The organism is Caballeronia concitans (assembly GCF_001544615.1).
Classification (GTDB): Bacteria; Pseudomonadota; Gammaproteobacteria; order Burkholderiales; family Burkholderiaceae; genus Caballeronia; species Caballeronia concitans.
Map to the genome: position 1 here is coordinate 1 of NZ_FCNV02000018.1, position 12,358 is coordinate 12,358.

Consider the following 12,358-nt stretch of genomic DNA (forward strand, 5'->3'; position numbering starts at 1 on the left):
GACCGTGAAACGACTCCACGCCGATGATAGTGCGGATTGCCCGTGTGAAAGTAGGTAATCGTCAGGCTCCTCATGCAATAAACAAAAACCCCACCCCGCAAAGGTGGGGTTTTTGCGTTTGGGCTAGCGAAACGGCTGCACTGTAACGCTCAACTACCCACCACATCGTGCGCTCGAAAAGCGCCTCTCCAAACATCCTCGCGTTCCCCATACTTCGCCGGAATACTGTATAAATATACAGTACAGCCAGCGGCCGTCCCGTGTCATGCATGAGCGGACCCTGCATTCGTCCAACGGGAACTCATGGGTGCCGCACTTTCACTACTCGATTTCGAGCTGACCTCGCGCTTGCAGCAGCAACTGTGGCAAGGCGAGCAGGGCAGCGTATCGCATTCGAACGTCATTTCCAGTGGATATCGGATGCTCGATCGTGTCTTGCCGGGCGCAGGCTGGCTACCCGGCACCGTCACCGAATTGTTGATCGAAGAAAGCGGCGTAGGCGAAATCAGATTGCTTGCTCGCTCGCTTCGTGAGTTGACGACCACGCAAAGCCGCTCCGTCGTTTTCATCGCGCCGCCGTGGATGCCCAATTTTGCGGCTTTCCGGGCAATGCACATTGCGCCGAACAAGCTCGTGTGGGTCAAAGCGCCCGACGATCAGGTGTTGTGGGCCGCCGAGCAGTCGTTGAAGCAGGAGGGCATCGGTGCAGTGCTGATCTGGCTGCCGAAGGCGCGGCCCGAAGCCTTGCGACGGCTTCAGGTGGCGGCTCACGAGTCGCAATCGCTGGCGTTTCTGTTCCGCCCGCTGAATGCCGCGAAGCAATCATCTGCCGCACCGTTACGCATGGTTTGCAAGCCGATATTGCCGCCCACCGCGCAGACGATGAATCGTCGTGAATGGATGCAGGCCGTCATGCTGGAAATCCACATCATCAAGCGGCGTGGTCCGCTGCTGGAAAAGCCGTTGCAGTTGCGCTTGCCGCTGCAGTTGCCTGCGTTGCCCGAGCATCTGCGCCGCGCGAGCCAGCAAAGGAAAGCACGAGAGGTCAAACATGTTGTGGATAGCGGTGACATTGCCGCTTTTATCGCTCGAAGCAGTCAGGCCGCCATCGATGCCATTCGCATCGGAGAGTCCGATTTCGCCTGGAGCGAGGCCGACGCCCAGTGATCCCGCGGCAGACGCCATCGACCAGCCGTGTTTCGCGCTGGCCGATCACGCGCGCATCCTGCTGCCCGATCTCATCGCGTTTCGACTCGGCGTGCGGCCCGGCAGCACGCGCTCCCACGCGTTCGCGCTGGCGCCGCAGTTGACGCTGCTTGCCGCCAATATCAGCGAGGAACAGCGCGCGCTCGAAGCCGTCGCGCTGGCGTTGCTCGTCTTTACGCCGAAGGTCGTGCTGGCGCACGCGAACACGGTGCTCCTGGAGGTCAGTGGAAGCACGCGGCTTTTTGGCGGGCTGCGCGCGTTGCTGTCGAAAGTGGCGGCCACGGTGAAAGGCTGCGGCTTTACGTCGCGCATGGGTTGTGCGCCGACCGCGTGGGGTGCGTGGCTGCTGGCGCACGCCCGTACGCGTCGTGTGATACGGCGCGTGCGGACCGTGAAGGAAACGACGCTCGTGCGCGTGCTCGATGCCTTGCCGGTGTCGCTCGTTCCGTCGGCGGAATCGCATGGGAATGTCTTCGAGCAGATTGGCTGTTCGACGCTCGCCGATTTGCGCCGCTTGCCGCGCAAAGGCGTCGCGCGGCGGTTCGGGCCGGGCGTCCTGCAATGGCTCGCGCAGGCGTACGGGCAGGCGCCCGATCCGCGCGAGGCGTTTTGCGCACCGGCATCGTTCGAGGCGAAGCTGGAGTTGCAGGCGCGGGTCGAAAACGCCGAGGCGTTGCTGTTCGCCGCGCGTCGGCTCGTGCTGCAACTGGCCGGCTGGCTGAGCGCGCATCACGCGGCGGTCAGCGGATTTGCTCTTTTGCTGGAACACGAACTGGCCGCGCGCAACGCGCCGAAGACATCGACGCTCGAGATCGCCTGGGCCGTGCCGACGCGCGATGCCGATCACATCCTCTGGCTGCTGCGCGAAAAGCTGAACCAGACGACGCTCATCGCGCCGGTCATCGAAATGAAGCTGCTCGCGGACAAGGTCAGCGAGCACGCGCCGCCGTCCGACACGCTTTTCCCGATGCCGAGTTCCGATCAGGAATCGATGGCGCAGTTGCTCGAACGGCTGAGCGCGCGCCTGGGCGCGGAGAACGTGGTGCAGTTGGTCGCGCGGGATGATCATCGGCCCGAGGCGGCGATGACGGTCGAGCCGTATCAGGCCGTGCGCGATGCCAGGCCGAAGCGCGGAAAAAAGCAGAAGGAAACGCCTGCCGAAGCGGTCTTCGACCAAGAGCACGAAGCGGAATCGGCGGACGTGGAACCCAGCGAGCAACTCGAACTTCCCGATCTGGCCGTGCCTTCGCAGCCGCGTCCTGCTTGGATTCTGGAGACGCCGCAGCCATTGAAGCTGCGCAACGAGCGGCCGTTTTATCGTCGTCCGCTGAAGCTGATCAGCCGCACGGAGCGCATCGAGGCGGGATGGTGGGACGGCAACGGCGTCCAGCGCGATTACTACGTCGCCTCGGACGATCGCGGCCGCATGTTCTGGCTGTATCGCGAACGGCTGAGCGGCGCGTGGTTCCTGCACGGATTTTTCGGATGACGCCGCCATGGACGATCTGAACGACATCATCGGGCTGAGCGGCGAGGGAAGCGGCTTTTCGGGCGCGGTGTCCGCGTCGACGCTATTGCCCGGATATGCCGAATTGCACTGCCTGAGCAACTTTTCGTTCTTGCGCGGCGCCTCGCATCCACAGGAACTGGCGGCCGCGGCGCTCGAACACGGCTATACCGCGCTCGCCATCACCGACGAATGTTCGCTCGCGGGCGTCGTCCGCGCGCATGGTGCGATCAAGGACATCGAGGCGAAGGCGAAAGCCGCGATCGAGGCCGCGCGGCTTGCCGGCCAGCCGCTGCCCGACACGCCGACGTTGAAGCTCATCATCGGCAGCGAACTGCATCTGACCGATGGCGACGGTCAGCCGTTTTGCACGCTCATCGCGCTTGCGACGAATCGCGAAGGCTACGGCAATCTGTCGGAGCTGATTTCGCTCGCGCGCTCGCGTTCGCCGAAGGGCAACTATCGGCTGGGACCGGAGGATTTCACCGATCCCGCCGCATCGTCCGACGCCACGGACGCCACCGATTTGCGCGGCGATATCGCGCATCTGAAGCATCTTCCCGACTGTCTGCTGATTCTGGTGCCGCGACGTTCGGCGACGCTCGCCGACACGCTCGACCGCGCGCACTGGCTCGCGCGTTTCGCGGCGGGCCGCGCGTGGCTCGCGCTCGAATTGTGGCAGGACGGCAGCGACGACGAACGTCTTGCATCGTGCCGTGTGATTTCGGAGGCGAGCGGTTTGCCGCTCGTCGCGGCAAGCGGCGCGCTGATGCACGCGCGATCGCGCAAGCCCTTGCAGGACACGCTGACGGCCATTCGTCTCGGCCGTCCGCTCGCCGAATGCGGCTATGCGCTCGAAGCGAACGCGGAGCGGCATCTGCGCACGCGGTTGCGCATCGGCGCGCTATATCCGAAGGCGGCCATCGCGGAAACGCTGAAAGTGGCCGCGCGCTGCACGTTTCGCCTCGACGAGTTGCAGTACGAATATCCCGAGGAGCTCGTGCCGCCCGGCGAGACGCCCGCCAGCTATTTGCGCAAGAAGGTGATCGCCGGCGCGAAGCAGCGCTGGCCGGACGGATTCGACGCCGACACGATCGGCCAGATCGACAGAGAGTTGGAGCTCGTCGCCGAACTGAAGTACGAAAAGTATTTCCTGACGGTCTACGACATCGTCGCGTTCGCGCGCAGCAAGGGCATTCTGTGTCAGGGACGCGGCTCGGCGGCGAACTCCATCATCTGCTTCTGCCTTTTCATCACCGAGCTGGATCCGGTGCGGATGGGCCTTCTGGTCGAGCGCTTCATCTCGCGGGCGCGCAACGAGCCGCCCGATATCGACGTCGATTTCGAGCATCAGCGGCGCGAGGAAGTCATCCAGTACATCTATCAGAAGTACGGGCGGCATCGCGCGTCGCTGGCGGCGTCGGTCACGACGTATCACACGCGAAGCGCGCTGAAGGATGTCGGCAAGGCGTTGGGGCTCGATGCGTCGCTGATCGAGCGCATCGGCAAGTCGCAGCAGTGGTGGGATGGGCCGTCCGCGGTCGCCGGCTATCTCAGGGAGGCGGGTTTTAGCGAGGACTCGCACATCACGCGGCATCTCATTCGCCTGACGCGTGAACTGCGCGGATTTCCGCGTCATTTGTCGCAGCATGTCGGCGGTTTCGTGATCGCGCGCGAGCGGCTGTCGCGGCTCGTGCCGATCGAAAACGCCGCGATGAAAGACCGCTGCGTGATCCAGTGGGACAAGGACGACATCGACCAGCTCAAGCTGCTGAAGGTGGATGTGCTCGCGCTCGGCATGCTGTCGGCGATCCGGCGCGCGCTTGAATTCGTCGCGTTGCGGCGCGGCGTTCCGGGCTTCGGCGTGTCGCACATTCGCCGCGAGGACCAAGCGGTGTACGAAATGTGTTGCCGCGCGGATACCATCGGCGTGTTTCAGATCGAATCGCGCGCGCAGCAGAGCATGCTGCCGCGCTTGCGGCCCCAGAAGTACTACGACCTCGTGATCGAAGTGGCGATCGTGCGGCCGGGTCCGATTCAGGGCGGCATGGTGCATCCGTATCTGCGACGCAAGCAGGGTCTGGAAGAAGAGGAATACCCGAAGGAAGAACTGCGGCCCGTGCTTGGCCGCACGCTCGGCGTGCCGATTTTCCAGGAGCAGGTGATGAAGCTCGCGATGGTCGCGGCGGGCTATTCGGCGGAACAGGCCGATCAACTGCGCCGCGCGATGGCCGCCTGGCGACGCGGCAGTCATCTCGAGGAATATCAGGCCGATCTGATGAAGAAAATGCTCGCGCGCGGCTACGAACATGAATTCGCGTCCCGCGTGTGCAAGCAGATCGAGGGCTTCGGCGAATACGGCTTCCCCGAAAGTCATTCGGCGAGTTTCGCGCTGCTCGTCTATTTCAGCGCGTGGATCAAGCGTTACGAGCCGGCGGCGTTTCTTGCCGGCTTGCTGAACAGCCAGCCGCTCGGGTTCTATTCGCCGTCGCAACTCGTGCAGGACGCGCGGCGTCATGGCGTGGAAGTCTTCGCGCCCGATGTCACCTTGAGCGACTGGGAATCCGTGCTCGAATTGCCGCCCGGCAACGGCGAGCGCGTCGTGTTCGATCCCGGCAAGGAGCGGCGGCGTCAGCAGTTCTACGGCACGCCGCTGCCGGATCAGGTCTTTCGCAAGACCATGCGGCGCGGTGCGCGCAAGCTCGCCGCGCGCACTCAATTAGCCGCGAAGCGATACGGCGCCAACGGGCCGGGCGTGCGGATCGGCCTGCATCTGATCAAGGGTTTGCCGCAAGCCGCGGCCGAGCGGATCGTGATCGCGCGCGCCGAAGCGCCTTTTGTGGATGTCGACGATCTCACGCGGCGCGCGGCCTTGTCGCGTCGCGAACTGGAGGCGCTGGCCGCCGGCAATGCGCTCGCGGGCATCGCGGGGCATCGGCGTCAGGCGTGGTGGGCGGTGACCGCGCAGCAGCGCGCGCCCGAATTGCTGCGCGACGCGCCGATGCCCGAAGCGCCGCTCGCCTTGCCGCAGGCATCGGAAGGGCGCGAAATCGTCGATGACTACGCGAGCCTCGGGCTCACGCTGAATCGCCATCCGCTTGCGTTGCTGCGCGCGAAGCTCTCGCGCCTGCGCTTCAGGACGGCCGCCGATCTGGCGGATCTGCGAAGCGGACGCATCGTGCGCGCGTGCGGCATCGTGACGGTGCGCCAGCGGCCAGGCACCGCGAACGGCACGATTTTTGTCTCGATCGAAGACGAAACCGGCGCGATCAACGTGATCGTCTGGCCGGGGCTCGTCGAGAAACAGCGCAAGGTGCTGCTCGGGGCGTCGCTGCTCGGCGTTCACGGCGTCTGGCAAAACGAGGGCGATGTGCGGCATCTCGTCGCGCAGCGGCTCGAAGATCACAGCGTGATGCTCGGCCGGCTTGCCGCGACGAGCCGCGACTTTCACTGAAGCGTCACTGCGACGGCAACGCCGGATAGCGTGCGAGCAGGTGCGCGATCGCCGTATCGAATCGAGTGCGCCGGCCGATGCCGAGCGATTCGAGCCGGGCCGAGTCCAGATGACAGTCGCGCGGACGCGGCGTCGAATCGGTCGGTGTGCGCTGCGCTACCAGTTTCGCGTTCACGTTCAGCACGCGCGCGATGCGTTCGGCGATATCGAACTTCGTCATCGGCTCGTCGCCGGACCATTGCGTGATGCCGGAGATGGTCGCGCCCCTCGCGTGGTGCTCGAGCATGTGGCGGATCACGACCGCGACGTCGGGCGTGTAGGTCGGGTAGCGCGTTGCCCAGGCGTCCATCGTGGCGGGCGCACTCGCCGAATGCGCCGAATTCGCCGATGCGACGATCGCGGGCGTCAAGCTCGTCACCGCGGATTCGCTCCAGTCGACGACCGGCCCATAAAGCAGCGGCAAACGCAGCACGCAGGACTTCGGATGGCAGCCGAGCAGCGCGCGTTCGCCGTCCAGCTTGCTTCGGCCGTAGGCGTTGAGCGGCGCGGGAGCATCGTCGGGAAGATAGGGCGGGCGCGTGCCGTCGAATACGTAGTCGGTCGACATCGACAAAACCCACGCGCCGAGCGAGCGCGCTTCGTCGGCGATCGTGCGCAGCGCGTCGACGTTCAGCGCGCGGGCGAGCGCCGGATCGTTCTCGCACACGTCCGGACGACGCTCCGCCGCCGCGACGACGATCGCGTCCGGCGTCGTATCGCGCAGAAACGCACGCACGGCGTCGTGGTCACGGATGTCGAGCGAAACGCTGTCAGCATCGCCACGCCGATGCGCCGTGCGGACGATGCGCCATTCTTTCGCGTTTTGCGCGAGTTCCGCCGCGACCGCGCGCCCGAGCAAACCGGAGGCGCCGATCAGCGCCACCGTGAAGCGCTCACCGCCCCTCATGCCGAAGCAACGCCGACAACCGTGTAACCGGCTTCGTCGATGGCTTCCTTCAGCGCCGCTTCAGACTGCGTGGATTCCACCGCGACTTTGCCTTTTTCGAGATCGACGCGGACCTGCGCTTTCGGATCGATGTCCTGAATGGAACGCGTCACGGCAGCGACGCAGTGCTGGCAGCTCATGCCCTGGACGTTGAACTCTGTCATGGAAGATTTCCTCTTGAAATGGCCTTGGATATCGACATCGTATACCTTGCCATGATGGGAAGGTGTAGAGTCGGACGAAGATATATGAGGAGCGGACTATGAATATCGGCGAGGCAGCCCGCGCGTCGGGCGTCACGGCAAAGATGATTCGTTATTACGAGAGCGTCGGATTGCTCAATCCGGTGGGGCGTACGTCGGCGGGCTATCGCGTGTATGGAACGCAGGAGGTGCACGCGCTCCGGTTTGTGCGGCAGGCGCGCAGACTCGGCTTTCTCGTCGAGGACATTCGCAAACTGCTCGCGTTGTGGCAGGACCGGTCACGCGCAAGCGCGGAGGTGAAGGCGATTGCGCTGGAGCATGTCGCGGAGCTGGATCGACGTATTTCGGAACTCACCGACATGCGCGATACGCTCTCGTACTTGGCAAACCATTGCCACGGCGATGGTCGGCCCGATTGCCCGATACTGGACAAATTGGCGCAGTGAATGCACCATGTTTGTGCTTATTAAGGGGCGATGGACCTATATAGCCAATCAAATCAATGGTTTAGCGCCATTCGCGTTTGCACCATTCCGAAACAGAATGCACTTCATGCAAGCATTTCACTACCGCGCCGCAGCATGTATGTCTATAATCCGGGTTATCCCTAATGCGGGTTATCCCTGACCCGAACTGCCAGGGACAGAAAGAATCCTTGGAGAAACATCATGTTTGCAATCCTGCTCGAAAAAATCAGCATCTGGTTTGAAGCCGCCGAACAACGCCGCCGCGAAGAGTATCTCGCGCAATCGTCGGACGTGGTCCAGCTCGAAAAGCGTATCCGCTCGCTCGAAAGCAACGGCTACAACTTCTAAGGCACGAATGCCGGGCGCTTTGAGCGCCGGAAGTTGATCTGAAAGCCCCGCATCGCGGGGCTTTGTCATTTGTGGCCGCCGAATCTCGCCGATCTACTTCCCGCAGCCTCACTTCTGCGCGGGATGCGCCGCGAGCCACTGATTCATGAACGCGATTTCCTTGTCCTGCGCCGCGATGATGTCCTTCGCCAGCTTGCGAAGCTTGGCGTCCTTGCCATACTTGAGCTCGATCTTCGCCATTTCCACCGCGCCCCGATGATGCGGAATCATATGCGCGACGAAATCGCGATCCGCATCGCCGGTGTACTGGATGCCCGACATCGCCGACATCATCGCCTGGTCCGCTGCCTGAAAAGCCGCAGTGGACGGCAAATCGGTTTCGCTGCCGACATGGTGCTCCATGTCCATGCCCGGTGCGCTGCCATGCGCGGGAGTCGTCGTTTGGGCGGTCGCGGTCGCGCTGCAGAAGACGGTGAAGACGGCAAGTAGCGCGCTTGATGGTTTCATCGATTCTCCTTCGAGATTTCATGGGCTAAAGCGCCTAGCGTAAAGCTTGCCACCGGGGTAAGGTAAAGCGTTTCGTCTACTCAATAGAGCAAGCGATGCCAGGCCTCCCTCGCAAGACCATGAAAGCTCGTATCCGTGGCATCTGCGGCATTGGTTTAATCGCGGCCGCTTCGCTTCCTTTCTGCCAACCAGCGTCGGCCAAGCCTGGCGGCGAACCGCTCGTGCTCGATACCCAAACCGGCATTCACAGCGGCGTGAGCGGGACTGTGTTGCAAAGCGCGCCGCTCGGCGCACCGGGCATGGTGCCGATGGCCACGCTACCCGGTCCGCCGCAGCAGGAGCAGCAGCCGATCATCGTTTCGCCGTATGTCCAATATGGCGGCGAAAGCGCGCCGCCCGCAGCGGGCAGCGGAACCTACCTTCGCAGGCAGCGGGCGCCGCATCCCTGACACGGCGCTCATTTGCCGCAGTCAGTCCGCGCGATGCTCCAGCTTGAACGATGCGTTCGCGTCCTGTCCGAGCGCGTCGACGAGAAGTGGCAGCGCTTCCTTCAACTCGCTCGCCAGCCTGTATGGCGGATTCAAAATAAACATACCGCTGCCGTACAAGCCGAAGCCATCCGTCGGCGGCGCCTTGACGGTCAAACTGGCATGGAGCCATCCGCTCGGCTGAATGGCTTTTAGCTGATCGGCGAAGCGTTGCGATTCCATGCGCGCGACTTGCGGATACCACACCGCGTAGGTCCCCGTCGCAAAGCGCTTCAGCGATTCTTCAAGACAGGTGAGCGTGCGCGCGTAGTCGCGTTTGTCCTCATACGACGGATCGATCAATACCAGCGCCCGGCGCGGCGGCGGCGGCAGAAGCGCCTTGATGCCGTCGAAGCCGTCGCCCTCGTAAATCATGGCGCGGCGGCCAGCGTCGCGGAAGTTGTGGCGCAACACGTCGATTTCCGTGCTGTGCAATTCGAACAGACGCATGCGGTCCTGCTCGCGCATCAATCGCCAGGCGAGATAAGGCGAGCCGGGATAGAAGCGCAAGCCGCCTTCCGGGTTCAATGCTCGAACTTCGTCGACGTAATCCGCGAGCAGCGGCGGCAAATCAGCGCGGTCCCATAGTCGAGCGATGCCGGTTTCGTACTCCGCGTTCTTCGCGGCGAAGCCTTCGGTGAGCGAATACACGCCCGCGCCCGAATGCGTGTCGATATACCAGTACGATTTGTCCTTCAGGCCGAGATAGCGAAGCATCTGAATGACGATCGCGTGCTTCAGCACGTCTGCGTGATTGCCGGCGTGAAAGGCGTGGCGGTAGCTGAGCATGGCGAATGGCGCGTGAAAAAGGGCTAAACAGTCGATTGTAGCGGAGCGCACGAGCGCGGCTTCGGGGTTCATACGCTGATGCGGCGCGGCGTGTCGTTCATGCACAATAGCCGCTCCCGGCCAGGCGCGACAGTCAGCCGAATGGCATAGGCGCTTTCGCATTTTCATTGCGATTGCTCCTATGCCATTTGGCCAGCTTGATGGCCCTGTGCATCGCATGTTGTCATTCAGTTATTCGACAGGAGGTGGGCATGTCACAGAACGGTAAGCTCGACGGCAAGACGGCCGTGGTCACGGGCGCGGCAAGCGGCATCGGCCGCGCAGTTGCATTCACGCTCGCGGAGGCGGGCGCGGCGGTCGCTATCGCCGATCTGAACCAGCAAGGCGCGGATGCAGTCGCCAACGAAATACGCGCCAAAGGCGGCAAGGCAATCGGCATCGCGATGGACGTCACGGACGAAGAGGCCGTCAATAGCGGCATCGACCGGGTCGCCGCGGAACTGGGCTCAGTGGACATCCTTGTGTCGAACGCGGGCATCCAGATCGTCAATCCGATCGAGAGCTACGCCTACGCGGATTGGAAAAAAATGATGGCCATCCACGTCGACGGCGCTTTTCTGACAACGCGGGCCGCGCTGAAGCATATGTACAAGGACGATCGCGGGGGCGTCGTCATCTATATGGGCTCGGTACATTCGCACGAGGCGTCGCCGCTCAAGTCGGCGTATGTGACGGCCAAGCACGGCCTGCTGGGCCTCGCGCGCGTGCTCGCGAAAGAGGGCGCCAAACACAACGTGCGCTCGCACGTCGTCTGTCCGGGCTTCGTACGCACGCCGCTCGTCGACAAACAGATTCCCGAACAGGCGAAGGAACTGGGCATTAGCGAGGAAGAAGTCATCCGGCGCGTGATGCTCGGCGGCACGGTGGACGGCGTATTCACCACGGTCGAGGACGTCGCGCAGACGGTGCTTTTCTTGTCGGCGTTCGAAACGGCGGCGCTGACCGGCCAGTCGTTCGTTGTCAGTCACGGCTGGCACATGCAATAGGAGCGACGCGCCATGGCAGAGATCGAACCGGTATCGGACCGAGAAGCTACGCCCACCGCCGCCAGCGACGCCGCGCCTCGCGAGCGCATCGCATTGCCGCCCTACGAGACCATTGCGCTGATGCTCCAGGGCGGCGGCGCGCTCGGCGCCTATCAGGCGGGCGTTTATCAAGGGCTGCACGAGGCGGACATCCATCCGAACTGGATCGCCGGTATCTCCATCGGCGCGCTCAATACGGCGATCATCGCCGGCAATCCGCCGGAGCATCGCGCAACACGTCTTCTTGAGTTTTGGGAGACGATCTGCCAGCCGGCCTTCGGCTTCCCATTGCCTGGATTCGTCGAGCGCGCGTTCTTCGACTCCGCCGACGAAATCCGCAAGGCGTTCACCGCGCTACAGGCGGTTGGTGCGCTCGTCGAAGGGCAGAAGGGCTTTTTCGTGCCGCGCTTCCCGCCGCCGTCGCCGGTGGCCGCCGGTTTGCCGCAAACCGCGAGCTATTACGACACTACGCCGCTCAAGGCTACGCTCGAACGCCTCTGCGACTTCGACCGCATCAATTCCGGCGAGACGCGGGTGTCGGTGGGCGCGGTGAACGTCGCGACAGGCAACTTCGCCTATTTCGACAACACGCGCATCAAGCTGCGCGCGGAGCATTTCATGGCTTCCGGTGCGCTGCCGCCGGGCTTCGCGGCGGTCGAGATCGACGGGCAGTTCTACTGGGACGGCGGTCTGATGTCGAACACGCCGCTTTACGAACTTGCACAGGCCGTCCCGCGCCGCAATACGCTCGGTTTCCAGGTCGATCTGTGGAGCGCGCGCGGACCGGTGCCGGACAGCATCGTCGATGTCATGGGTCGCGTGAAGGACATCCAGTATTCGAGCCGCACGCGCCTCGTCACGGACGACATGCAGCGTGCGCAACGCTACCGCAACGTACTGCAGCACGTGCTCGATCTCGTCCCGGAGGACGTGCGCAAGAACGACGAATGGTGCCGGCGCGCCGCCGAACTCGCGTGCTCGAAGCGCTACAACATCATTCACCTGATCTACCGGCAAAAAGAATACGAGGGCCACTATAAGGATTACCAATTCGGCCTTTCAACCATGCGGGAGCACTGGCAAAGCGGGCTGACGGATATTCGCCGCACGCTGGCTCACCGCGACTGGCTCGAGATGCCGAACGGTGAAACACGCTTCGTCACGCACGATATCCACCGCGAGGAACGCTGATTGGCGTCAGTCGACCGTCCGGGCGCGTTTTGTCACTGCTTTGTATAATCCGACCGCCGCGTTTCCATTGCCACTTTCCTTCCCGATTC

12 protein-coding genes are annotated in these 12,358 nt (G+C 63.3%); 8 read left to right on the forward strand and 4 right to left on the reverse strand.

Annotated features, from left to right (window positions below; genetic code table 11):
* The first annotated feature begins 303 nt into the window (after positions 1 to 303).
* Genes imuA through AWB72_RS26210 form a run of 3 tightly spaced genes read left to right on the forward strand, consistent with a single transcriptional unit; the run spans position 304 to position 6,167 of the window.
* Positions 304 to 1,167, forward strand: a complete 864-nt coding sequence (gene imuA, locus AWB72_RS26200) for a translesion DNA synthesis-associated protein ImuA (RefSeq protein ID WP_040050929.1) — start codon at positions 304 to 306, stop codon at positions 1,165 to 1,167.
* The gene (locus AWB72_RS26205; RefSeq protein ID WP_040050928.1) at positions 1,112 to 2,695 is read left to right on the forward strand and encodes a Y-family DNA polymerase; all 1,584 of its coding nucleotides are present in this window, start codon (positions 1,112 to 1,114) and stop codon (positions 2,693 to 2,695) included. Before imuA ends, AWB72_RS26205 begins: the two co-directional genes overlap by 56 nt.
* Before the next feature lie 7 nt (positions 2,696 to 2,702).
* Positions 2,703 to 6,167, forward strand: coding sequence for an error-prone DNA polymerase (locus tag AWB72_RS26210; RefSeq protein ID WP_244285759.1), 3,465 nt, complete (start codon positions 2,703 to 2,705; stop codon positions 6,165 to 6,167).
* Positions 6,168 to 6,171: 4 nt separating this feature from the next.
* Here the strand turns inward: AWB72_RS26210 and AWB72_RS26215 are convergent, their stop codons facing one another.
* Positions 6,172 to 7,113 carry a dTDP-4-dehydrorhamnose reductase family protein gene (locus AWB72_RS26215; RefSeq protein WP_040050927.1) on the reverse strand — a complete coding sequence of 314 codons (942 nt, stop codon included), beginning with the start codon at positions 7,111 to 7,113 and terminating at the stop codon, positions 6,172 to 6,174.
* On the reverse strand, positions 7,110 to 7,316 hold the full coding sequence (locus AWB72_RS26220; protein WP_040050926.1) for a heavy-metal-associated domain-containing protein: 207 nt from the start codon (positions 7,314 to 7,316) through the stop codon (positions 7,110 to 7,112). The genes AWB72_RS26215 and AWB72_RS26220 overlap by 4 nt, the downstream gene beginning before the upstream one ends.
* 98 nt (positions 7,317 to 7,414) lie before the next feature.
* Here AWB72_RS26220 and cueR point away from each other — a divergent pair, with 98 nt between their 5' ends.
* Both cueR and AWB72_RS26230 read left to right on the forward strand, forming a co-directional pair.
* Positions 7,415 to 7,801, forward strand: coding sequence for a Cu(I)-responsive transcriptional regulator (gene cueR, locus AWB72_RS26225; RefSeq protein ID WP_040050925.1), 387 nt, complete (start codon positions 7,415 to 7,417; stop codon positions 7,799 to 7,801).
* A gap of 222 nt (positions 7,802 to 8,023) precedes the next feature.
* Positions 8,024 to 8,170, forward strand: coding sequence for a DUF3563 family protein (locus AWB72_RS26230; RefSeq protein WP_087128962.1), 147 nt, complete (start codon positions 8,024 to 8,026; stop codon positions 8,168 to 8,170).
* 108 nt (positions 8,171 to 8,278) lie between these two features.
* On the opposite strand, the gene copM is transcribed toward AWB72_RS26230, so the two are convergent.
* Positions 8,279 to 8,677, reverse strand: coding sequence for a CopM family metallochaperone (gene copM / locus AWB72_RS26235; protein WP_040050924.1), 399 nt, complete (start codon positions 8,675 to 8,677; stop codon positions 8,279 to 8,281).
* A gap of 221 nt (positions 8,678 to 8,898) precedes the next feature.
* Here copM and AWB72_RS26240 point away from each other — a divergent pair, with 221 nt between their 5' ends.
* The gene (locus AWB72_RS26240; RefSeq protein ID WP_244285760.1) at positions 8,899 to 9,126 is read left to right on the forward strand and encodes a hypothetical protein; all 228 of its coding nucleotides are present in this window, start codon (positions 8,899 to 8,901) and stop codon (positions 9,124 to 9,126) included.
* Positions 9,127 to 9,147: 21 nt separating this feature from the next.
* Here AWB72_RS26240 and AWB72_RS26245 read toward each other — a convergent pair whose 3' ends face one another.
* Entirely contained in the window at positions 9,148 to 9,993 is an 846-nt protein-coding gene (locus AWB72_RS26245; RefSeq protein WP_040050922.1) for a 23S rRNA (adenine(2030)-N(6))-methyltransferase RlmJ, read from the reverse strand.
* A gap of 251 nt (positions 9,994 to 10,244) precedes the next feature.
* On the opposite strand from AWB72_RS26245, the gene AWB72_RS26250 reads away from it, so the two are divergent.
* Entirely contained in the window at positions 10,245 to 11,039 is a 795-nt protein-coding gene (locus AWB72_RS26250) for a 3-hydroxybutyrate dehydrogenase (RefSeq protein WP_087128964.1), read from the forward strand.
* 12 nt (positions 11,040 to 11,051) lie between these two features.
* Positions 11,052 to 12,269 (forward strand): patatin-like phospholipase family protein, encoded by a 1,218-nt coding sequence (locus AWB72_RS26255; protein WP_040050920.1) that lies wholly within the window; start codon positions 11,052 to 11,054, stop codon positions 12,267 to 12,269.
* Positions 12,270 to 12,358: the final 89 nt, after the last annotated feature.

Excerpts from the sequence above, each read along its gene's own strand:
- AWB72_RS26210 (WP_244285759.1), top strand. The coding sequence starts at position 2,703 with ATGGACGATCTGAACGACATCATCGGGCTGAGCGGCGAGGGAAGCGGC.
- copM (WP_040050924.1), bottom strand. The coding sequence starts at position 8,677 with ATGAAACCATCAAGCGCGCTACTTGCCGTCTTCACCGTCTTCTGCAGC.
- AWB72_RS26255 (WP_040050920.1), top strand. The coding sequence starts at position 11,052 with ATGGCAGAGATCGAACCGGTATCGGACCGAGAAGCTACGCCCACCGCC.
- AWB72_RS26230 (WP_087128962.1), top strand. The coding sequence starts at position 8,024 with ATGTTTGCAATCCTGCTCGAAAAAATCAGCATCTGGTTTGAAGCCGCC.
- AWB72_RS26215 (WP_040050927.1), bottom strand. The coding sequence starts at position 7,113 with ATGAGGGGCGGTGAGCGCTTCACGGTGGCGCTGATCGGCGCCTCCGGT.
- AWB72_RS26250 (WP_087128964.1), top strand. The coding sequence starts at position 10,245 with ATGTCACAGAACGGTAAGCTCGACGGCAAGACGGCCGTGGTCACGGGC.
- AWB72_RS26245 (WP_040050922.1), bottom strand. The coding sequence starts at position 9,993 with ATGCTCAGCTACCGCCACGCCTTTCACGCCGGCAATCACGCAGACGTG.
- imuA (WP_040050929.1), top strand. The coding sequence starts at position 304 with ATGGGTGCCGCACTTTCACTACTCGATTTCGAGCTGACCTCGCGCTTG.
- cueR (WP_040050925.1), top strand. The coding sequence starts at position 7,415 with ATGAATATCGGCGAGGCAGCCCGCGCGTCGGGCGTCACGGCAAAGATG.
- AWB72_RS26205 (WP_040050928.1), top strand. The coding sequence starts at position 1,112 with ATGCCATTCGCATCGGAGAGTCCGATTTCGCCTGGAGCGAGGCCGACG.
- AWB72_RS26220 (WP_040050926.1), bottom strand. The coding sequence starts at position 7,316 with ATGACAGAGTTCAACGTCCAGGGCATGAGCTGCCAGCACTGCGTCGCT.